Genomic DNA, 22,298 nt, shown 5'->3' on the forward strand with positions numbered 1-22,298 from the left:
CCGTCCCGGGCGGGCACGGGCCGAGGGCGCCCGCTGGCGGGTTCCCGGTTCGGCGGTGGAGCCCTGTCCACAGCCGGATGCGCACCGGGCCGGCCCCGGCTTGCTTTGGCCAAAGCCCAGATTCTGCGGCAGGATAGCGACGCCGTGCCGGGGCGCCGGGAGGCATGGTAACCATTCCCTTAAGCTTTTTGGGAGGGTTCGCGCCCTCCGGGTATCCGGCTGGTACTCCTTGCGTCTAAGGTTCTCGTGGTAAACCGCTGAGATCGCGTCGGCTGGCGGCACGGCGCGGGTTTCGCGGGATCTCGGGGATGATGCGGCGCGGCGGCTCGTGAGGGCTGCCCGGCGGCGTTCACGGCGTAACGGGGCGTTCGATGGCGACGGAAAAGAAGCTCAAGGATCCGGCGGAAGCGGCGCTGTCGGCGATTGAGCAGGCCCTGAACCTGGACCATCCGGCCGGGGGGCAGGAGCCTCGGTCGTCGGAGGCCCGCGCCCTCGACGGTACCATCGAGGGGAGCCGGGTCGAGCCGCGCCTGCCCGACGTTCACGATTCCGACCCGCTCGCCACCGCCGCCGGGCGTGAGCCGGCCTTCGACGGCAGCGCCCTGCCCGGTCCCCGCGACGGCCGCCGCGACGGCGGGCTGCTGCCGCCCGACCGCTCGCTCGTCGCCAACGACGACCGCCGCAGCGTCGGCGCCCTGCAGCAGACGTTGCGGGTCGAGCCGTCCCGCACCCCCTACGCCGTCGCGAGTCTCGCCGCCCTCCTCTGGCTCTCGGGTTTCGCCGCCCTCGCCTGGGCTCAGTCGGGCGGCGACCTGCGCGGCTTCGCCGCCGGGCTCACCGGCCTCCAGGGCGCCGTCGGCGCCGCGGCGGTGCTCGCCCCCGTGATGCTGTTCTACATCGCCGCGATGTTGGCGGTGCGGGCCCAGGAGATGCGCCTCGTCGCCCGTGCCGTCGGCGAGGTGGCGATCCGCCTCGCCGAGCCCGAGGGCTTTTCCACCGACGCGGTGCTGACCATGTCGCAGGCGGTCCGCCGCGAGGTCGCGGCGGTCGGCGACGGCGTCGAGCGGGCGCTGGCGCGGGCCGGCGAGCTCGAGACCCTGGTCCGCGGCGAGATCTCGACGCTGGAGCGCGCCTACTCGGACAACGAGATCCGCATCCGCACCCTCGTCGACGAGCTGGTGGCGCAGCGCGAATCGATCGTCGCCAATGCCGAGCGCGTCCGCGGCGCGATCCAGGGCTCGCACCAGAACCTGACCCAGGAGCTCGACACCGCCGCCGAGCGGATCGTCACCGCGGTCGACGGCGCGGGCGAGCGGGTGACGCACGCCCTCGGCGCCCGGGGCGAGGCGATCACCGCCGCCCTGGGTGACCGGGGCGACGCGGTCACGGCGGCGCTCGCCGCCGCGGGCGAGCGGGTGGTCGAGGCCGTGGCCGGCCGCGGCGACGACCTCGTCCAGCGCCTCGTCTCGACCAGCGAGGGCGTGAAGGCCGATCTCGATGGCGTCGGCGAGTCCTTGAGCCGCGCGCTCGAGAGCCGCGCGGTCGAGGTCACGGAGGCGTTCGAGCGCACCGGCGGCCTCCTCACCCGGACGCTGGCCGAGAATGCCGGCGAGGTCGCCCGCACGCTCGCCGAGACCGGCGCCGGCGTGATCGAGGCCCTCAACCGCGAGGGCGCGCAGGTCCGCGAGACCTTCGAGCGCTCGGCCGTCAGCCTGGAGGAGCGTTTCCTCGCCCGCGGCACCGACCTGACCGAGCGCTTCGCCGAGACCGGCACCGGCATCACCGAGCGCTTCGCGGCGTCAGGCAGCGCCATCGCGGCCCACATCGCCGATCGCGGCATCGCGCTGCGCGAGGAGATCGAGCAGGCCGGCACCGGCGTCGCCGCGGCGATCGCGGCTCGCGCGGCCGAGGCCGAGGCCGGGCTCGCCCGCGCCAGCGACGGCGTGATCACCGCCTTCGGCGACCGGGCGGTCCGGGTGCGCGACGACCTCTCGACCCTGGTGGAGGACGCGGCGCAGGCGCTCGGCGTGCGCGGCGCCGACCTGACCTCCCGCCTCGAGGAGACGATCGGGCGCGTCGAGGAGGTGCTGATCGGCCATGGCGGCAGCCTGGAGCGCAACCTCGACCGGACCGGCGAGCGCGTCGCCGCCCTGGTGAGCGAGCGCACCGCCGAGGCCGAGGGCCGGATCGAGCAGGCGCTCGGCGGCCTCGCCGCGGCCTTCGACGCCAAGAGCCGCGACCTGATCGAGGGGCTCGACCGCCGCACCCACGAGACCGAGGCGGCTCTGGCCGTCGCGGCCGACACCCTGCAGAACCGCTTCGCCGACCGCACGGCTGGTGCCGGCGAGGCCCTGCGCCGCACCGCCGACGAGATCGGCACCGATCTCGACGCCCGCGCCATGGCGCTGGCCGAGCAGTTCCGCAAGGCCGCGGAAGCCGCCGCCCTCCATGTCGGCGACCAGACCCAGGAGGCCGCCATGGCCTTCGCCCGGGCCGCCGAGGCGGCGGGAGAGATCGTCGCCCTGCGGACCCAGACGCTCGACGCGACCTTGCGGGGCGCGGTCGGCGGGGTGACCGAGCGGGCCGAAGCGGTCGCCGCGGCGATCACCGGGGCGGCCGAGCAGGCGACCGGGCAGTTCGACGCCCGCACGCTTGCGGCGGCCACCGCCTTCGCGCGTGCCGCCGACGAGGCCGGTCGCCTCGTCGCCGAGCGCACCGACGCCACCGACGCCACCCTGCGCGCGGCCGTCGAGCACCTGACGCGCCAGGCCGAGGACGTCTCCGCGGCCCTGTCGCTCGCCGCCGAGTCCGCCACCGGCGCCCTCGACGGGCGCACCGCCACCGCGGCGGCCGCCTTCGTGGCCGCCGCCGAGGAGGCGAGCCGCCTGATCGGCGAGCGCACCGAGACCGCCGATACCGCCCTGCGCACCGCCCTGGCGGGCCTCGCCGAGCGGGCCGAAGCGGCAGCCGCCGCCCTCACCTCGTCGGCCGATACGGTCGGCGACGCGCTGCAGGCGCGCTCGGTGGAGGCCGCCGAGATCATGCGCCGCTCGGCCGAGCAGGCGACGGGGGCGCTGGGCACCCGCACCGTGGAGGTGGCGCACATCTTCCGCCGCACCCTGGAGACGACGGGCGCGGAGCTCGACGCCCGCAGCCAGGCGGCGGTGGAGCTGTTCCGCCAGGCGACCACGGCGACGACGGGCGAACTGGAGGCCCGGGCCGAGGAAGCGGCGATGGTGCTGCGTCGCGCGGCCGAGACGGCGACGGGCGCGGTGGGCGCGCGGACGGCGGAGAGCGTGGAGGCGTTCCGCCTCGGGGCCGAGGAGGCGTCGGGCGCGCTGCAGGCACGTCTGGCGGATGCGGCCTCGTCCTTCGCCCGTGTGGCGGAGGAGGCGGCGAGCCTGATCGGGACGCGGGCCGGCGAGGCGGATGCGGCTTTGCACGGCGTCGTGGTGGGTCTGGCGGGCCGGGCCGAGGAAGCCGCGCTGGCGATCGCGGCGGCGGCGGACGAGGCCGGGCGCCTCGTCGCCGAGCGGGCGGGCGCGGTGGACGCGACCCTGCGCGGTACCCTCCATGGCGTGACCGAGCAGGCCGAGGCGGTTGCCGCGGCGATCACCGGGGCGGCCGAGCAGGCGACCGGGCAGTTCGACGCCCGCACGCTTGCGGCGGCGACCGCCTTCGCGCGTGCCGCCGACGAGGCCGGCCGCCTCGTCGCCGAGCGCACCGACGCCACCGACGCGACCTTGCGCGCGGCCGTCGAGCACCTGACGCGCCAAGCCGAGGACGTCTCCGCGGCCCTCGCGCTCGCCGCCGAATCCGCCACCGGCGCCCTCGACGGGCGCACCGCCACCGCGGCGGCCGCCTTCGTGGCCGCCGCCGAGGAGGCGAGCCGCCTGATCGGCGAGCGCACCGAGACCGCCGATACCGCCCTGCGCACCGCCCTTGCGGGCCTCGCCGAGCGGGCCGAAGCGGCAGCCGCCGCCCTCACCTCGTCGGCCGATACGGTCGGCGACGCGCTGCAGGCGCGCTCGGTGGAGGCCGCCGAGATCATGCGCCGCTCGGCCGAGCAGGCGACGGGGGCGCTGGGCACCCGCACCGTGGAGGTGGCGCACATCTTCCGGCGCACCCTGGAGACGACGGGCGCGGAGCTCGACGCCCGCAGCCAGGCGGCGGTGGAGCTGTTCCGCCAGGCGACCACGGCGACGACGGGCGAACTGGAGGCCCGGGCCGAGGAAGCGGCGATGGTGCTGCGTCGCGCGGCCGAGACGGCGACGGGCGCGGTGGGCGCGCGGACGGCGGAGAGCGTGGAGGCGTTCCGCCTCGGGGCCGAGGAGGCGTCGGGCGCGCTGCAGGCACGTCTGGCGGATGCGGCCTCGTCCTTCGCCCGTGTGGCGGAGGAGGCGGCGAGCCTGATCGGGACGCGGGCCGGCGAGGCGGACGCGGCTTTGCACGGCGTCGTGGTGGGTCTTGCGGGCCGGGCCGAGGAAGCCGCGTTGGCGATCGCGGCGGCGGCGGAGCGGACGACGGGGGCGCTCGACGCGCGGACCTTGGCCGCGACGGCGGCGTTCGCGGCGGCGGCGGACGAGGCCGGGCGCCTCGTCGCCGAGCGGGCGGGCGCGGCGGACGCGACCCTGCGCGGCTCGATCGACGGCTTGGCCGAGCGGGCCGAGGCTCTCGCCGCGGCGATCGCCGGGGCGGCCGAGCAGGCGACCGGGCAGTTCGATGCCCGCACCCTCGCGGCGGCCAGCGCCTTCGCGCGTGCCGCCGACGAGGCCGGCCGCCTCGTCGCCGAGCGCACCGACGCCACCGACGCCACCTTGCGCGCGGCCGTCGAGCACCTGACGCGCCAGGCCGAGGACGTCTCCGCGGCCCTGTCGCTCGCCGCTGAATCCGCCACCGGCGCCCTCGACGGACGCACCGCCACCGCGGCGGCCGCCTTCGTGGCCGCCGCCGAGGAGGCGAGCCGCCTGATCGGCGAGCGCACCGAGACCGCCGATACCGCCCTGCGCACCGCCCTGGGGGGGCTCGCCGAGCGCGCCGAAGCGGCGGCCGCCGCCCTCACCTCGTCGGCCGATACGGTCGGCGACGCGCTGCAGGCGCGCTCGGTGGAGGCCGCCGAGATCATGCGCCGCTCGGCCGAGCAGGCGACGGGGGCGCTGGGCACCCGCACCGTGGAGGTGGCGCACATCTTCCGCCGCACCCTGGAGACGACGGGCGCGGAGCTGGATGCCCGCAGCCAGGCGGCGGTGGAGCTGTTCCGCCAGGCGACCACGGCGACGACGGGCGAACTGGAGGCCCGGGCCGAGGAAGCGGCGATGGTGCTGCGTCGCGCGGCCGAGACGGCGACGGGCGCGGTGGGCGCGCGGACGGCGGAGAGCGTGGAGGCGTTCCGCCTTGGGGCCGAGGAGGCGTCGGGCGCGCTGCAGGCACGTCTGGCGGATGCGGCCTCGTCCTTCGCCCGGGTGGCGGAGGAGGCGGCGAGCCTGATCGGGACGCGGGCCGGCGAGGCGGATGCGGCTTTGCATGGCGTCGTGGTGGGTCTGGCGGGCCGGGCCGAGGAAGCCGCGTTGGCGATCGCGGCGGCGGCGGAGCGGACGACGGGGGCGCTCGACGCGCGGACGCTGGCCGCGACGGCGGCGTTCGCCGCGGCGGCGGACGAGGCCGGGCGCCTCGTCGCCGAGCGGGCCGATACGACCGGGGCGACCCTGCGGGCGGCGGTCGAGCACCTGACGCGCCAAGCCGAGGATGTCTCGGCGGCGCTGGCGCTGGCTGCCGAGAGCGCCGCGGGCGATCTCGACACCCGCCTCGCCGAGGTCGGTGCGGCCTTCGACGGCCATGGCCGCGCGCTGACCGACATGATCGGCCAGCATGCCGACGAGGCGCAGACCCGCCTGGCGGCGGTCGGCCGCGACATCGTCGTGGCGGTGGCGGGCCAGGGCGCGCGCGTCAACGACGCGCTGGAGAAGACCGGCACGGCGCTGGCGAGCGCCGCCGAGACCGGCGGCCGCGCGGTCGACGAGGTGCTGACGACCCGCCTCGCGGCGCTCCAGGACGCGATCGCCCGCGGCGACATCCTGGCCGACCGCATCTCCCGCGACACCCACGACCTGACCGAGAGCGTCTCCGGGCGCCTGGAGGAGATGGACCGCCTCATCACGGTCCAGGGCCGTGCCGTCGCCGAGACGATCGCGGAGCGCACCCGCGAGGCCCGCGAGGCCGTCGAGGCCCAGCTCGGCGCCCTCGAGGACCGCTCGGCGAAGCGCACTGCCGAGATCGGCGCCACCTTCAGCACCATGGTGGCGCATGTCGACCAGCATATCGGCGCCCGCGCCACGGCACTGAACGAGGCCCTGATCGTGCGGGCCGGCGAGATGGCCCGGGTGATGGCCGAGGGCGGCCGCGAGGTCGCCCAGGCGCTGGACGGCCGCGCCGACGAGCTGGCCCGCGCCATCACGGCCCGCAGCCAGGCGATGAGCGACGCCCTGACCGCCCGTGTCGGCGAGATCGGCGACGAGCTCGGCCGCCGGACCGAGGAGCTGACCCGCTCGCTCGATGCCGGCGCCGCCCGCTTCGACGACCGCGTCATCGCCCGCCTCGAAGGGCTGGCCCAGACCCTCGACGAGCGCGGCCGCATCGTCGACGAGACCTTCGGTGTGAAGGCCGAGGAGGCCCTGCGCCTGATCGAGGCCCGCACCCGCGGCCTCGACGAGGAGCTCGGCGCCCGCACCCGCGAGCTGGTCACCTTCGTGGAGAGCCACAGCGGCGAGGCGAGCCGCGACCTCGCGACCCAGGCCGACGCGATCCGCGCCGCCTTCGACGGCCGCACCGAGACCCTGGCGGCCCTCGTCGACGAGCGCATTGCCGCGATGGCCCAGGAGATCGACGAGCGCGGCCGGGCGATGTTCGGTACGCTGGCCAACCGCATGACCGAGCTGGCGCGGCTGTTCGACCGCGGCGGCCTCGCCCTGTCCGACCTCATCGGCAAGCGCGGCGAGACCGTGCTGGCCGCCCTGCAGGGCACCGTGGAGGAGGCCGACCGGGTGCTCGCGGAGGGCTCCGGCCGCCTCGAGGCGGCGCTCGGCGACCGTTCGACCGCGCTGGCGACCCTGCTGGACGAGCGCGAGGCGACGGTCGAGCGCCTGTTCGGCGAGCGGCTGCGGGCGCTCGGCCACCTCATCGACGAGCAGGCGGCGACGATGCGCAGCCTCCTCGACGGACGGTCGGAGGCGCTGCATGCCGGGCTCGACGACCGGATCCGCGCCCTGCACGACGCGCTCGAGGAGCGGGCCGGCGCGGTCCGCCACCTGCTCGACGAGCGCGCCGGTGCGATCGGCGCCGTGCTCGACGACCGGGTCGGCACCCTGCGCGGCGTCCTCGCCGAGGGCGGCGACACCCTGGCCTCGACCCTCGAGGAGCGGGTCGGCCGGGCGGTCGGCACCCTCGATTCCCGCACCCGCGCCCTGTCCAGCCTGTTCGACGACCGGCTCGCCGCCCTCGACCACCTGGTGGAGAGCCGCGGCGCGGCCTTCGCCGAGGCGGTGGAGGCCCGCGCCCAGGCGCTGGCCGGGCTCATCGACGCCCGCACCGATGCCTTCGCGGCGGCGGCGGAATCTGGCGGCACCCACCTGTCGGGCCGGGTCGACGCGGCGCTCGCCGACCTCGACGCGCTGATCGAGATGCGCGCCCAGGCCGTCGAGACCGCCCTGGAGCGCCGCGGCGAGACCCTGGCCGGCACGATCGCCGCCCGGGGCGAGGAGGTCGCCGGCCTGCTCGACTCCCGCGTCGCGACTCTGGAGGACGCCGTGTCCCGCGGCACGCAGGCCGTCACCGGCCTGCTGGCCGAGCGCGAGGCGGGCCTCGGCGACGCCCTCGACGGGCACCGCGACGCCTTCGCCCGGACCCTGGGCGAGCGCATCGAGGCCATGGCGGCCCTGCTCGCCGAGCGCGAGGCGGCCATCGCCGGCACGATCGAGCAGGGCGGCGGCAACCTCGCGCGCCTGATCGACGGCCGCCAGCGGGCGCTCGCAGAGCTGACCGGCGCCGGGGACGTGCTGGCCCGGCGGGTCCAGGAGCGCATCGACGTGCTCGCCACCACGATCCGCAGCGGCGGCGATGCGCTCGCCGGCCTGCTGGATTCGCGCAACGCCGACCTCGCCGAGACCTTCGAGGGTCGCGGTGCGGCGCTCGCCGCCCTGCTCGACGACCGGGTGGCGGAGCTGTCCTCCGCCCTGGAGCGCAGCCGCGCCGCCCTCGACGCCGTGCTCGGCGGGCAGGTGGAGGCCCTGTCCCGCCAGCTCGAAGCCGGCGGCGAGGCGGTGTCCGACCGCCTGCAGACCGGGCTCGCGATCCTCGGCGGCACCGTCGAGGAGCGGGCCGAGGCCTTCGGTGCCCTGGTCGACGCCAAGGCGACGGAACTCGCTGGCCTGATGCAGGCCAGGACCGAGGCCCTGTCGGGCAGCGTCGACGAGCGCTCGGCCGCCTTCACGGCCCGCATCGACGGGCGGATGCGCGCCTTCGCGGCCCTGGTCGCGTCCCGCGGCGAGGCCCTGGCCGACGCCTTCGACGACCGCAGCGACGCCTACGCGGCCCTGGTCGACGCCCGCACGGCGGCGCTTACCGCCGCCCTCGACGAGCGGGTGGCGAACCTGCACGGCGCCATGGACGAGCGCTCCGCGGCCTTCGCCGCGGCGGTGGAGGAGCGCGCCGCGGCCCTCGCGGCGGCGGTGGACGAGCGCAGTACGCAGCTGAGCACGGGCTTCGACCGCCGCGCCGCCGCCTTCGCGGCGCTGGTCGACCAGCGCGGCACCACCCTGACCCGGACGCTCGCCGAGACCGCCCGGGAGCTGGCCGAGGCGATCGACGGCCGCGGCGGCGCGCTCAACCGCGACCTCGCCGAGCGGGTCGAGGCCCTGCGGCAGATCGTGGACGAGCGCGGCGGCGCGCTCGGCCAGCGCCTCGAGGCGACGACCGCCTCGCTGCACCGGACCATCGACCAGCGCGGCAACGCCCTGGTGGCGGCCTTGGCGGCGAGCGGCGAGACGGTCGACGGGCTCGACCGCCAGGTGGCGCAGCTGCGCGGCCTGGTCGAGGGCCCCGGCAGCGAGCTGGTCTCGGTCCTGGCCGAGCGCAGCGAGGCGCTGGAGCGGGCGGTGACCGAGGGGATGGGCGGCGCGGCCGTTCTGCTCGCCGAGCGGGCCGAGGCCCTGGCGGCCCTCTCCCGCGAGGCGGCCGAGACCCTGCGCCGGTCGGCCGACGAGGGCGCGACCCGGGCGGTGGAGGCCCTCACCCGGGTCAACCAGCGCCTGGGCGGCGAGCTCGGCGGCCTGGTCGGCCGCATCGAGACCGCCTGCAGCGCCCTGCAGGAGCTGATCGGGCGCTCGGGCGAGAGCTTCTCGGCGATCGAGGGCGGCCTGTCGGGCCGGGTCGAGGAGATCCAGGCGGCCCTGGCCGAGATCGCGGCCGAGACCGGTCGTGCCTCCGACCGGGTCGCCGAGCAGGTCGGCGCGCTCCAGGGCGCGGCGACCGGGGCTCTTCGCCAGGCCGCGGGTCTCGCCGCGACGCTGGATGCCCGCGGCAAGGCGCTGACCGAGACCGCCCGCCAGCATATCGGCGACCTCACCGCCGCCACCGGCGCCCTGGAGGGTGCCGAGGGCCGGGTGAGCGCCGCGCTCGGCGAGCGCCGGGCCGAGATCGACACCCTGCTCGGCAGCATCGACGCCCGCTCGGCGGCCCTCGCCGCCGCCACGGAGGGCGTCGGTGCCCGGGTCGAGGCGACCCTGAAGACGATCGAGGCCCGCACCCAGGCGCTGGGCCGCGAGATCGAGGCCGGCGCCCGCCAGGCCGGCAGCGCGGTGACGGAGGCCTTCGAGCGCCTGCGCGCCGGTACCGGCCAGGAGGGCGAGCGGGCGGCCGAGACGGTCCGCCAGGCCGTGGCGGGCGCCTCGGGCGAGATGCAGACCGCGTTCGGCGACGCCGCCGCGCGCTTCCAGGGCACGGTCGAATCGATGCGCGCCATGGCGGGCGAGATCCGCCAGACCCTGGAGGAGATCCGCGGCGACCTGCAGCGCGGCGTGACCACCATCCCGCAGGAGGCCCAGGACGCCACCGGCGAGATGCGGCGGGTCGTGGCCGAGCAGATCAAGGCCCTGAACGAGCTCTCGGCCCTGGTCCAGCGCTCGCCCCGCGCGGTCGACGTGACGCAGCCCCGCGTCGCCGAGGCCGGCCGTTCCGCCCCCGTCGCCGCCCCCGTGGTGTCGGCGCCGAAGCCTGCGGCTGCGGCCGTCGCCCCGGCTCCCGCCGCCTCGCCCCCCCGGTCGCAGGCTCCGGTCGCCGCGGCGCCCATCCCCAAGGCAGCCGCGCCCCAGGCCTCGTCTCCGAAGCCCGTGGCTCCGGCGGCGAAGCCCCAGGCCCCGGCCGTGAGGGCGCCCGCCCCGGCGGCGAGGCCGTCGGGCGAGACCGGCAAGGCGCCGGTCGGGCAGGGCCGGCCGGCCGCGCCGCAGGGTGCGACCCGGACCACCGGCGACGCTCAAAGCCGCAACGGGTCCGGCGGCTGGCTCTCCGACCTCCTCTCGCGCGCCTCGCTGGACGACGACGACGTGCCGTCGCTCGCCAAGGGCAGTGACAAGAGCGGCGACAAGGGTGCCGAGAAGGGCAAGGGGGCTGCGTCGGCCAAGGCCGGCGAGACCCCGGACGAGGCGGGCGCGGCGGCGATCGACTCGATCTCGAGCAACATCGCCCGAATGATCGAGCACCCCGCGGCCGTGGACCTGTGGGAGCGCTACCGGCGCGGCGAGACGAACCTGTTCACCCGCCGTCTCTACACGGCGGAGGGCCAGCAGACCTTCGACGAGATCCGCCGCCGCTACCGCGCCGAGCCGGATTTCCGCCGGACCGTCGATCACTACGTGCGGGAATTCGAGCGCCTCCTCGGCGAGGTGTCCCGCACCGATCAGGACCCGCGCCGGGCGAACGCCTACCTCACCTCGGAGAGCGGCAAGGTCTACACGATGCTGGCCCATGCCAGCGGGCGGTTCGAGGGCGCCTGACGCACCCCGACGTCCCGAGGCAAAAAGGCCCCTTCGACCCGTGCGGTCGGAGGGGCCTTTTTCGTCGGGCTTCCGCCGTCAGTGCGGACCACACTGGAGGGAAACGCTACGGCATGGTCAAGAAATCGTCGTGATGGACGCGACCTGTCGGCCGGGTTGCGGGCATTTCATGTCGGGGCGACGCAACGTCGCCTCGCCGATGACGTTCTCCGATCATCGAACGAGCCGATCGCGGATCCCGGCCGATCCACCCTCGCCGCTGGGATGGCCCGGCCCCGATCGGTCCCACCGAGCCGAGGAAATGTCATGCCCGTCGCGTCCCGCCTCCCCGCTCTCGCCCTCGCGGGGCTCCTGCTGCTCGGGGCCGGCCCGGCCCTCGCCGCCGGCCTCGATTGTCCGGCCGGCGGCAAGGCCGCGCCGGACGGGCCCCTGTTCGAGGCGATCATGAAGCCGGGCGCCGCCGCAGGCTCGAATCGCGCCCTGGGCGATGCGGTGACGCGCCTGAGGGCCGAGGGCCTGTCGAATGGAGCGATTATCGACCACGCGGTGGCGTCCTACTGCCCTGTGATCGACCGCGACGGCAGCCTGACGCTACCCCAGAAGCGATCGGCCCTGCGCAGCTTCGCCGCGCAGGTCACGACGCTCGCCTACGATCCGTCCCAGGACGCGACGCAGATCCTCGTGACGGTGCCGGTCCCGACCGCCCTGTCCGACCAGATCGACGCGACTGCCGCCAAGGCGAAGCTGCCGCGCGACACCTGGATCCTGCGGACCTTGGAGGCGGGGGTCGGCGGTCGCCAGGGCTGAGACCGGAGGGCGGGTTTCCGGGCGCGGCCGGTCGCCGGCCGCCCGTTCCCTCAGAGCAGCCCGAGCGACGCCAATTCCCGCCGCATCGCCTCGGGCATCGCCGCGAGGTCGCCGGCCGCGTGGCGGGAGATGTCGCGCGGGGCATCGGCGGGGGTGAGGTAGCGCCAGCCCTGGAACGGCCGGCAGGGCCGCGGCTCGACCGGCGTCACGGCCGGATCGAGGACGAGACGGCAGCGGCCGACGCCCTCACCATCGACGAAGGGGCGGATCGCCAGGACGGGCTGGCGGCAGGCGATCAGGCCGCGAATCACCCAGTAGAGCGAACCCGCGCCGACGATCTCGTCGCCGCGCTTCGGGACCATCCGGGTGATATGGGCCTGCTCGGGCGGGCGGCCCTGGCGCACGGCCTCGGCCCGGCGCGCGGCGATCCACTCCTCGAGATCGGCGATGGACTCGCAGCCGACGCAGAGCTTGAGGAGGTTCAGGGACATCGGGACCGGGTTCGAGGCTGTGGGCTGCGCGGTCCCTGTGCGGCGATCATGGCGCCGCGAGGGCAGAGGCCTCGCCGCGAGGGCGAAGCACTCACGCAGCGACGCAGGGCCGCTCAGGTGAAGCGGGCGAGCTTCTCGTTGACCGCGAGGTCGTCGATCTCCGCGAAGGCGTCCTCGAGGGTGACCGCGTCGTCGATCGGCGGCGCCTCCTCGCGCACCGGCACGAAGGCGATGTCGTCGTCGGCCAGAGCGGTCTCGACGAGACGCAGCCGCGGCGCAGCCTCGGGCCTGTCGCCGTCATCCCCCCTCCCCCGGCCCGTCGCGACGATCTCGTCGACGTCGTCCTGGTCGAGGGCGGTTCCCGGCATCTCGGCGCGCTGCCCGGCCTGCGCCGGGGGATCGTCCTCGCTGGCCCAGATCTCGATCATCGCGGTCAGGCGCTGCTCGAGGTAGCGCAGGGTGTTGACGATGCGGCTGGTGCGCTGGGCCGTCAGGTCCTGGAACGAGCAGGCGGTGTAGATCTGGGTCGCGTTGTGATCGAGGCGGTCGCAGACGCTGCTCTCGGCGCCGGTCTCGCGCAGGGTCCAGGCGACCTCCTGGACCTCCTCGGCGGCCTGAAGGATGTCGGAGGTCGCGCGCTCGGTGGTCCGCACGATGCCGTCGAGGGCCTCCGAGGCGGCGCCGAGCTGGCTCTGGTCCTGTTCGGGCGTGTGGATCGCCGCGATCTCGGACTTGGTGCGGCTGATCGCCTTCGCCATCTCGATCAGGTCGAAGCGCAGGCGCTCCATCCCGGGCGGGCCGCGCTCGGCCGTGACGACGGTCTCGATCCGGCCGATCGCCTGGAGCAGCACGTCGGTATCGGCGTGGCGGTTGCGCCGGGCGAACTCGCCGAGGAACCAGCGTCCCCGCGCGGTCTCCAGCATCGCGCCCTCGATGACGTCGTACTCCTCCCGCGGCATGGGGAGCGAAGGGGTCCCGGCCATCTCACCTGCCCTGTCAATCGCCCACCGGATCGGCCGGCGCGGCGTCGCCCGATCAGGCGTGTCGTCGTTAAGGCTTGACATCCCGGCGTTAACGGCGGCTTACGCCAGGCCCGCCCCGGGGCGGCTGATTCGGTCTCGCCCCCAAGGTTCTCGTGACGGTTCCTCCGCCCTCCTCCCGCGACGGCCTGCGCCTCGCCCTCCTCTATGCGGCGGTCTTCGCCGGGATCGGCGTGGCGATGCCGTTCCTGCCGCTCTGGCTCGCCGGGCTCGGCCTCGGGCCCGAACTGATCGGGGCGCTCGTCGCCCTGCCGATCCTGGTCCGGATCGTCGCGACCGCGCCGCTCGTGGGCCTGATCGACCGGGGTGTTGCGCCCCGCACGCTGATGGTCGCCGGCAGCCTCGGCCTTGCCGCGACTTGGGCCCTGATGCCCCCGGCGGCCTCCCTGTCCTGGCCGCTGCTCGCGGGGGTGATCGTCGTGAATGCCGTCGCCGGCGCGTCGCTCGTGCCCTGCCTCGATTACCAGAGTCTCGCCGCGGTGCGCCGCAGGCCGGATCTCGACTATGCCCGGATCCGGCTCGGCGGTTCCCTCGGCTTCCTGGCCGCGACGCTGCTCGGCGGGTGGCTCCTCGGCGTCGTCGGCACCGGCGGCATCCCGAACTTTCTCGCCGGGCTCGAACTCGCCTCGGCCTGCGGCGCGGCCCTGCTGCTGCGCCGGGAGAGCGCGGCCGCACCGGCCCGCCGCGCCTCCGGTCGGGTACGCCTGCCCGCCGCCCTGTGGCTCGCCATCGCGGCCGGGGCGGCGATCCAGGCGAGCCACGCCGCCGTCTATGCCTTCGGCTCGATCCACTGGGTCGGTCTCGGCCTGTCGCCGGCCGAGACCGGGATCGCCTGGGGCGTCGGCGTCGTCGCCGAGGTCGGCTTCTTTGCGGTGGCCGGGCGCATCCCGTACTTGCGCGACGCGCCGTTCCGCCTGCTCGGCCTCGGGGCCGTCGCCGCGCTCCTGCGCTGGGGCGGGCTTCTCGCCGCCGCCGGCCTGCCGACCCTGGTCCTGCCGCTCCAGGCCCTGCACGCCCTCACCTTCGGGGCGACGCAGCTCGGCGTCATGGCGGCCCTGTCGCGCCTCGCCCCCGAGGGCGGCCGCGGCGCCGCGCAAGGCACCTACGCGGCCTGCGCCGCCCTCGCCTCGGCCTCCGCCACCCTGGCGAGCGGCGCGGCCTACCGGGCCGGCGGCGGGTCCCTCGCCTTCGGGCTGATGCTGCCGGTGGCGGGCCTCGGCCTCGCCTTCACCCTCGCGGCGGCGCGGGCGGCCCGCAGCGCCAGGCAATGACACCCGTCGACCCGATGGTTTGCGAATTGTTAGCATGACGGGGTATAGGACCGGCCCGAGGGGATCTGTGGCGAACGAGGGAGGCCGGCCCGTGCCGACCGAACCGATCACGCGGGGGGCCGATCCGGCCCACGCCGCGGTCGAACGCGTCCGCGACGGTCTCGCCGCGCGCCTCACCGGCCGCTGGACCGCCGACCAGGCGCCCGCCGTCGAGGGCGCCGCCGCCGCGATGCTGGCGGGCGCCGGCGGCGCGCCCCTGGTCATCGACCTGTCGAGCCTGTCGCGCCTCGACACCCTGGGCGCCTGGGTCCTCGAGCGCACCCGGGCGGCGCTGCCCGCCGGCACCGCCTATGCGGGGGCCTCGCCCGAGCACCTGATCCTCTTGCGCGAGGTCGCCTACCGGGAAGCCGCACCGGCCGCGCGCGCCCGACGCTTCCACCCCCTCGATCCGGTGGCGAACCTGGGCTCCGGCGTGCGCAGCCTCGGCCACCAGGGGCTCGCCGGCCTCGCCTTCCTGGGCGAGGTGGTGGCGGGCTGCCTGCGGGTGCTCGCCCGCCCGCGCAGCTTCCGCGGGCCGGCACTCGTCAACCAGATCGAGCAGATCGCGCTGCGCGGCGCGCCGATCATCATGCTGATCGCCTTCCTGGTCGGCTGCATCGTCACCCAGCAGGGCATCATCCAGCTCCAGCGCTTCGGCGCCCAGAGCTACGTCGTCAACATGATCGGCATCCTGGCGCTGCGCGAGCTCGGGGTGCTCCTCACCTCGATCATGGTGGCGGGGCGCTCCGGCTCGGCCTTCACGGCGGAGATCGGCTCGATGCGGATGCGCGAGGAGGTCGACGCCCTGCGGGTCATGGGTCTCGACCCGATCGAGATCCTGATCGTCCCGCGGATCATCGCCCTGATGCTGGCCCTGCCGCTGCTCGCCTTCCTGGCCGATCTCGCGGCGCTCGCCGGCGGCGCGCTCACCTCCTGGCTCTATGGCGGGCTCTCCCTCGAGGCCTTCGCGTTCCGGCTCCAGAACGCGATCGGCCTGCGCCACGTCCTGATCGGCCTGATCAAGGCGCCGTTCATGGCCCTGATCATCGGCATCATCGCCTCGGTTGAGGGTTTCCTGGTCGAGGGCTCGGCCGAATCGCTCGGCCGCCACGTCACCGCCTCAGTCGTCAAGTCTATCTTCATGGTCATCGTCCTCGATGGACTCTTCGCGGTGTTCTTCGCGGCCATCGATTTCTGAGCGAGGCGAGCCCTTCCCTTGCACCCTCCCTCCCTTGCCCCGTCGGCCATTCCCGGCCGCCTGCCCGACCGCCTGCCCGGCGCGCAGGAGCCGATCATCCGCGTGCGCGACCTCGTGGTCGCGTTCGGCGAGCGCACCGTGCTCAAGGGGCTCAACCTCGACATCCGCCGGGGCGAGATCCTCGGCTTCGTCGGGCCCTCCGGCCAGGGCAAGTCGGTGCTGACCCGCACCCTGCTCGGCCTGGTGCCGAAGCGCTCGGGCACGATCGAGGTCTTCGGCGAGGACGTCGACCGCCTGACCCTGGCCCAGCGCCGGGTGATCGAGCGGCGCTGGGGCGTGCTCTTCCAGCAGGGCGCCCTGTTCTCGGCGCTCACCGTCAAGCAGAACATCCAGGTGCCGATGCGCGAGCACCTGAGGCTCTCCGAGCGCCTGCTCGACGAGTTCGCCCGGCTCAAGATCGAGATGGTGGGCCTGAAGCCCGACGCCGCCGACAAGCTGCCCTCCGAGCTCTCGGGCGGTATGATCAAGCGCGCGGCGCTGGCCCGGGCGCTCGCCCTCGACCCCGAGGTGCTCTTCCTCGACGAGCCGACCTCCGGCCTCGACCCGATCGGCGCCGGCGAGTTCGACGAGCTGGTGGCGACGCTCCAGCGCACGCTCGGGCTCACCGTGTTCATGGTGACCCACGACCTCGACAGCCTCTACACCGCCTGCGACCGCATCGCGGCGCTCGGCGACGGCCAGATCATCGCGGAGGGGCCGATCGACGCGATGCTCGCCTCCGACCATCCCTGGCTGCGCTCCTACTTTCACGGCAAGCGCTCGCGCTCGATCGTGGTGCCGTCATCCCGCGGCGCGGTGGAGGGCGTCGCCTGATGTGCGCTCCCGCACCCGTCGCCCCGACGGCCCCCCTTAAGCTCGGCGGAATGGCCCGTGCCGCGAGATCCCGATCCGGCTCTCCCCTGCCGCCCCGCCTCCCCGCCCCGCACGCGCATGGAAACCGTTAAGGCATGGAAACCCGCGCCAACAACGTCCTGATCGGCGCCTTCACGCTGGCGGTGATCGCCCTCGGCTTCGCCTTCGCGTTCTGGCTGCGCGGCTCCTCGTCGAACCAGGCCCGGATGCCGGTGCGCATCGTGTTCTCGGGCGGCGTCGGAGGGCTCGCCAAGGGGGCGGTGGTCACCTTCAACGGCATCCGGGTCGGCGAGGCGACGGACGTGCGGCTCTTGCCGCAGGACCCGCGCCGGGTGACGGCGATCGTCGAGGTCAATCGCGGCACGCCCCTGCGCGTCGACACGCGCGCGCGCCTCGACATGACGATGCTGACCGGCGTCGCGTCGATCGCCCTCGTCGGCGGCAGCGCCGACGCGCCGCAGCTCGCCCCGACCAAGGACGATCCGGTCCCGACGATCTACGCCGACGCCTCGGACATCCAGGACCTGATGGCGGCGGCCCGCACCATCGCGCAGCGCGCCGACGACATGCTCCAGCGCCTCGACCGGGTGGTCGCGGGCAACGAGGGTGCGATCAACCGCACGCTGGCCAATGTCGAGCGGTTCTCGAAGACGCTGGGCGACAGCGCGCCGGCCCTCGACGCCCTGACCAAGGCGGTGGACGGGCGCAAGCTCGCGAGCCTGATCGACAACGTCGACCGGTTCTCGACCGCTTTGGCCGCCGCCTCGCCGGACGTGCAGGCCGGCGTGCACGATGCCCGCTCGCTTGCCGGCAAGCTCAACGCCTCCGCCGACCGGCTCGACGCGGTGCTGAAGGGCGCCGAGGGCTTCCTCGGCTCCGCCTCCGGCGACGCCGGCAAGAGCACCTTCGCCGAGGTGCGCGAGGCCGCGATCTCGATCCGCGATGCCGGCCGTGCCTTCCGCACCATGTCGGAGAACCTCGACAAGCGCACCGCCACCCTGACCCAGAGCGTCAGCCGACTCAGCGGCGCCGGGCGGCGCGAGGTGCAGACCCTCTCGACCGACGGCCAGCGCACCCTCAACACCCTCAACAGCGCCGTGCGCAAGATCGAGCGCGACCCGTCCCAGGTGATCTTCGGCGGCAAGCCGACGTTGCCGGAATACAACGGTCGCTGATCATGTCGCCGTGCAGCACCGCCGGCATAGCACCCACGCGCGCGCCCGCGCGTTGTTGGAGCATGTTCGGTCAAGCTTCCGGGCCGGTTCCGGCCCCGTCCGCCCTCGGTTCGTCGTCCCCCATGAGCCCTTCGGTGATCACCACGGTCCGCGCCCCGGGCGCCCGCCGGTCCGGCCCGGTCCTCGCCGCCCTCCTGGCCCTCGCCGTCGGCGCCTGCGGCAGCGGCGCGGTGCCGACGACCTTCGACCTCACCGCCCTTCCGGGCGCGGCCCGCAGCGGCGCGGCCCGCCGCTCGATCGTGGTGGCCGAGCCGGTCGGGCTCCAGCCCTTCGAGGCCGACCGCATCATCGTGCGCGAGGCCGGCGGCTCGCTGTCGTTCCTCGGCGGCGGCCAATGGGCCGATCGCCTGCCCCGGCTGATGCAGGCCCGCCTGGTCCAGAGCCTGGAGAATACCGGGCGCCTGCGCTCGGTGAGCCGGCCCGGCGACAAGGTCGTGGCCGACACGATCCTGGTGACGGAGATCCGCTCCTTCGACATCGCGGCGGGCTCGCGCGAGGCGGTGGTCGACATATCGGCCAAGCTCGTCGCCGACGCTACCGGCAAGGTGGTGGCCGCCCGGATCTTCCAGGCCCGCGTACCCGTCGCCGAGGTCAATGCCGGCGTCGCGGCCAACGGGCTCGACCGGGCCCTGTCGACCGTGCTCGCCGACATCGTGCGGTGGGTCGGCACGGCGTCCTGACAGGAAGTCCGGAGGGTCATGACGTCGGCGCGAGGGCTTCCGGATCTCGTCTAGCCGAGGAAGGCGGCGCCACCCGCGCCAGACGGGTGGCGACGCAGAGGGCGAGACCGGCGATGACGAGGCCGGCTAGGACGTCCACGAGGTAGTGGCCGCCGATCACGGGCGTCGCGGCGACCATCGCGAGATTGATCGCCAGCGCCGGCCAGCGCAGCACCGGCACGCCCCAGAAGCCCCAGGCGAGCAGCGCCGCGGCGGCGGCGTGGAAGCTCGGGAAGGTGACGATGCCGCCCAGCGTGTCGCCGGTGAGGGCCGAGAGCGTGCCTGCTCGGGCGGGTGCCAGGATCTCGACGTGGTGCCAGGCCGCGGTGACCAGCACGTGGGTGTCGGCCTGTGCGACGCCGAAATGCAGGTAACCCCCGAGGGCCGGCATGAGCGGGAAGACCGCGACGGTGGCGGCGAGCGTCAGGACCCAGGCGAGGCAGAAGGCTTGGGCCCGGGCCACGCATCCGATGATGAGCAGCACCGCGACCAGGATCGCGAGTTGCAGCAGCAGGCTGGCATAGACGTGGCTCAGGACCTCCAGGAGGAGCGGCCAGCTCCGAGCCGCCGCGATCACGTGCGCCCAGTCAAAACTGAAGAGCGCCATGTCGAGGTCGAGCAGGTCTTGATCGCGATACGGAAGGTTCGTACCAGCGGCGACCACGCTCAACAGAGGCGCGAGCAGCCCGGCGAGCAGGAGTTGCGACGCAACCTCGGCACCCGAGCCGAGCCGCTCCCAGCCGCGGGTGCGCAGGGCAGCACCGCAGGCCCCGAGGGCGGCAAGCTGAACCAGCGCGCTGGCCAGGACGTGGTCGGCGATCCGGAAGCCGCCCACCGACACCGCGGCGAGGAGGAGGCCGCCCGCCGCTGCGACAACGCTCCAGCAGACTAGGGCGGGCCCACCGAGAACAGCGCCCGATCGCCTCGCGACCGGACGGGTCTCAAGGTCGTCAATCGGGCCCCGAAGCGCCGGGCGAGGCTCCGACCTCGCGTCGAGAATCGATGGGTCGCTCGTCGGCGGAGCGATGTGGGGGGCGGCGAGGACGGGCGGCATGGAGGTTTCCCTGCATCACGCAGGTCTCCCATCCGATCCGATAAGGTTCCGTGTATTTTTGCTTGTGAGATCAACCGAAGGTTCGCGCGGTCATTCCATCACCGCCGCCTTCATGATGACCACCATCATGGCGCGCCCGGTCGTCTCGCTGACGCAGCGCACGGTGTGGGGCCGGTCGCAGCGGTAGCGCAGGGTCTCGCCGGCCCGGGCCCGCTGCACCGCGCCGGCCACGTCGACCTCGAACTCGCCCTCGGTCACCGACAGGGACTCGACCGAGCCGCGCTGGTGAGCGTCCGAATCGAGCACGCCGCCCGGATCGGCCGAGAGGTCGTACCATTGCAGCCATTCGACGGTCTTGATCCAGCCGACGATCGCGAGCCGCATCCGGCCGTCGTCGGAGACGAGGATCGGCGTGTCGGCCCGGGACGACTTCTCGATGAAGGGCTCCTCGTCGCCGGTGGCGAGCACCCGCTCGATCGAGACGTCGAGGGCCTGGCTCAGGCGCCAGATCGTCGCCAGCGTCGGGTTGGTCTCGTTGCGCTCGATCTGGCTGATGATCGACTTGGCGACGCCGGACTGCTCGGCCAGTTCCGACAGCGACAGGTTGTAGGCCTTGCGCAGCCGCTGGATGGTCTTGCCGAGCTGCCCCGACAAGACCTGCGCCCCGCTCACAAGGTCCCTGGTGCGCTCCCGCCCCCGCTCGACGCCCATCGCCCGCCCTCGAACCCCGCTGGATCACCGCCGGTCGTTCCGCATACCGAACGCCCGTACGCTCCATCAAACGCAATCGCCGGGAGCGCGCAAGGGTTCATCGGGCCGCGCGGGGCGTTTCTTGGTGGTCGGGCGTCAGTTCCACCATGCATGGAAATGATGGACGGGGCCGTTGCCGTGGCCGATCCGCAGCTGCCCGGAGGCCGCGAGCGCGGCACTCAGGTAGGCCTTGGCGGCGCGGGCGGCCTCCGGCAGGGGCAGGCCGCGGGCGAGCCCGGCGGCGAGCGCCGCCGACAGGGTGCAGCCGGTCCCGTGGGTGTTGCGGGTCTCGATCCGGGGGCCGGCGAGGCGCAGCACCGCCTCGCCCGGGCCGACCAGCAGGTCGACGCTCTCGGCGCCGGTGCCGTGGCCGCCCTTCATCAGCACCGCCCGGGGCCCGAGCGCCAGGAGGCGCCGCCCCTGGTCGAGCATCGCGGCCTCCGAGTCCGCGATCCCCTCCCCCAGGAGCACGGCGGCTTCCGGCAGGTTCGGGGTCAGCACCGCGGCGTGGGGCACGAGCTTGGCCCGCAACGCCGCCACGGCGTCGTCGGCGAGCAGCCGGTCGCCGCTCGTCGCCACCATCACGGGGTCGAGCACCACGGGCAGGCCGGCGGCGTGGCGGGCCAGCCCCTCGGCCACCGCGGCGATGGTCGGGCTGCGCGAGAGCATGCCGATCTTCAGCGCCTTGACGTCGAGGTCGGTGAACACGCTCTCGATCTGGCGCGCTACGAATTCGGGCTCGACGTCGTGGATCGCCTGGACGCCGCGGGTGTTCTGGGCGGTGAGCGCCGTGATCACGCTGGCGCCGTAGACGCCGAGGGCGGAAAAGGTCTTGAGATCGGCCTGGATGCCGGCGCCGCCGCCGGAATCCGAGCCCGCGATCGTGACGGAGATCATGTCCGGTCTCCGACCGTGCAGGTCTCGATCGTGCAGGTCTCGATCATGCAGGTCTCGATCATGCGGAGCCCCTCGCGGCCAGCGCCGCATCGATGACGCCGCGCAGGTCGCGGGCCCGCGCCTCGACGTCCTGGCCGGTGCCGAACAGGGCCGAGATCAGCGCGATCCCGTCCGCCCCCGCCCCGATCGTCGCGGCGGCGTTGCCGCGGTCGATTCCCGCGATGGCGCCCACCGGCAGGTTGCCGCCGCGGGCGAGGCGTGCCCGGAAGACGATGCGGTTGAGCCCGTCGAGCCCGACCGGAGGATCCGGGTTGGTCTTGCTGGTGGTGGCGAAGACGCCGCCGATGCAGGCATAGTCGACCGGCAGCCGGTAGAGCTCGTCCGCCTGGGCGGCGTTCTTGACGGTGAGCCCGACGATCGCGCCGCGCGGCAGGAGCCGCTTGGCGTCGGCCGGATGCATGTCCTCCTGGCCGAGATGCACGCCCTCGGCACCCGCGGCGAGCGCCAGGTCGACCCGGTCGTTGACGAGGAGCGGCACGCCGGTGCCCTCGAGCGCCGCATGGATCCGGCGCAGCCGCTCCACCGTCTCGCGGGCATTGGCGATGGTCTTTTCGCGGTATTGCAGCAGCGTGCAGCCCCCGGCGGCCGCCTCGGCCGCCATCCGGGCGAGGTGCTCGGCATCGCCGCCGCACACCCCGACATCGAGGAGGCCGTAGAGCCGCAGGTCCACCGGCACGATGCCGGCCGGACGTGTCGCCGGGCCGGCGCTCACGGGCGGGCTCCCGCGCGGGGCGTGAGGCGGCGTGCGGACATGACGGGCATTCCCTGCTGGGCCCGGGG

General features: G+C 74.8%; 13 protein-coding genes. 7 read left to right on the top strand and 6 right to left on the bottom strand.

The genetic code is table 11. The features are described from left to right. Nucleotides 1–371 precede the first annotated feature (371 nt). Nucleotides 372–11,045, top strand: coding sequence for an apolipoprotein A-IV repeat region-like domain-containing protein (locus tag miv_RS15970; protein WP_207177789.1), 10,674 nt, complete (start codon nucleotides 372–374; stop codon nucleotides 11,043–11,045). Nucleotides 11,046–11,351: 306 nt separating this feature from the next. After that, nucleotides 11,352–11,852, top strand: coding sequence for a hypothetical protein (locus miv_RS15975; RefSeq protein ID WP_207177790.1), 501 nt, complete (start codon nucleotides 11,352–11,354; stop codon nucleotides 11,850–11,852). A 50-nt stretch (nucleotides 11,853–11,902) separates the two neighbouring features. On the opposite strand, the gene miv_RS15980 is transcribed toward miv_RS15975, so the two are convergent. Further along, nucleotides 11,903–12,343 carry a DUF1489 family protein gene (locus tag miv_RS15980; RefSeq protein WP_048431507.1) on the bottom strand — a complete coding sequence of 147 codons (441 nt, stop codon included), beginning with the start codon at nucleotides 12,341–12,343 and terminating at the stop codon, nucleotides 11,903–11,905. A 113-nt stretch (nucleotides 12,344–12,456) separates the two neighbouring features. Then, the gene (locus tag miv_RS15985; RefSeq protein WP_048431506.1) at nucleotides 12,457–13,326 is read right to left on the bottom strand and encodes a hypothetical protein; all 870 of its coding nucleotides are present in this window, start codon (nucleotides 13,324–13,326) and stop codon (nucleotides 12,457–12,459) included. A gap of 152 nt (nucleotides 13,327–13,478) precedes the next feature. On the opposite strand from miv_RS15985, the gene miv_RS15990 reads away from it, so the two are divergent. The 5 genes from miv_RS15990 to miv_RS16010 all read left to right on the top strand — a co-directional run bounded on the left by miv_RS15990 (nucleotide 13,479) and on the right by miv_RS16010 (nucleotide 18,718). Then, complete coding sequence (locus miv_RS15990) at nucleotides 13,479–14,654, top strand: MFS transporter (RefSeq protein WP_058620430.1); 1,176 nt, start codon at nucleotides 13,479–13,481, stop codon at nucleotides 14,652–14,654. 91 nt (nucleotides 14,655–14,745) lie between these two features. After that, nucleotides 14,746–15,891, top strand: coding sequence for an MlaE family ABC transporter permease (locus miv_RS15995; protein WP_244496455.1), 1,146 nt, complete (start codon nucleotides 14,746–14,748; stop codon nucleotides 15,889–15,891). A 102-nt stretch (nucleotides 15,892–15,993) separates the two neighbouring features. Beyond that, on the top strand, nucleotides 15,994–16,764 hold the full coding sequence (locus miv_RS16000) for an ABC transporter ATP-binding protein (protein ID WP_425312985.1): 771 nt from the start codon (nucleotides 15,994–15,996) through the stop codon (nucleotides 16,762–16,764). 134 nt (nucleotides 16,765–16,898) lie between these two features. Then, nucleotides 16,899–17,978 (top strand): MlaD family protein, encoded by a 1,080-nt coding sequence (locus miv_RS16005; protein WP_048428896.1) that lies wholly within the window; start codon nucleotides 16,899–16,901, stop codon nucleotides 17,976–17,978. Nucleotides 17,979–18,100: 122 nt separating this feature from the next. Then, on the top strand, nucleotides 18,101–18,718 hold the full coding sequence (locus tag miv_RS16010; RefSeq protein ID WP_207177791.1) for an ABC-type transport auxiliary lipoprotein family protein: 618 nt from the start codon (nucleotides 18,101–18,103) through the stop codon (nucleotides 18,716–18,718). 16 nt (nucleotides 18,719–18,734) lie between these two features. Here the strand turns inward: miv_RS16010 and miv_RS16015 are convergent, their stop codons facing one another. From miv_RS16015 to thiE, 4 genes are all read right to left on the bottom strand, one after another. After that, nucleotides 18,735–19,592 carry a phosphatase PAP2 family protein gene (locus miv_RS16015; protein ID WP_207177792.1) on the bottom strand — a complete coding sequence of 286 codons (858 nt, stop codon included), beginning with the start codon at nucleotides 19,590–19,592 and terminating at the stop codon, nucleotides 18,735–18,737. Between the two features lie 309 nt (nucleotides 19,593–19,901). Then, entirely contained in the window at nucleotides 19,902–20,522 is a 621-nt protein-coding gene (locus tag miv_RS16020; protein ID WP_048428900.1) for a helix-turn-helix domain-containing protein, read from the bottom strand. Between the two features lie 135 nt (nucleotides 20,523–20,657). After that, complete coding sequence (gene thiD, locus miv_RS16025; RefSeq protein WP_207177793.1) at nucleotides 20,658–21,458, bottom strand: bifunctional hydroxymethylpyrimidine kinase/phosphomethylpyrimidine kinase; 801 nt, start codon at nucleotides 21,456–21,458, stop codon at nucleotides 20,658–20,660. A 58-nt stretch (nucleotides 21,459–21,516) separates the two neighbouring features. Next, the gene (gene thiE, locus miv_RS16030; RefSeq protein WP_207177794.1) at nucleotides 21,517–22,230 is read right to left on the bottom strand and encodes a thiamine phosphate synthase; all 714 of its coding nucleotides are present in this window, start codon (nucleotides 22,228–22,230) and stop codon (nucleotides 21,517–21,519) included. Between the last annotated feature and the right edge of the window lie 68 nt (nucleotides 22,231–22,298).

This window comes from Methylobacterium indicum (assembly GCF_017347565.1).
Lineage (GTDB): Bacteria > Pseudomonadota > Alphaproteobacteria > Rhizobiales > Beijerinckiaceae > Methylobacterium > Methylobacterium indicum.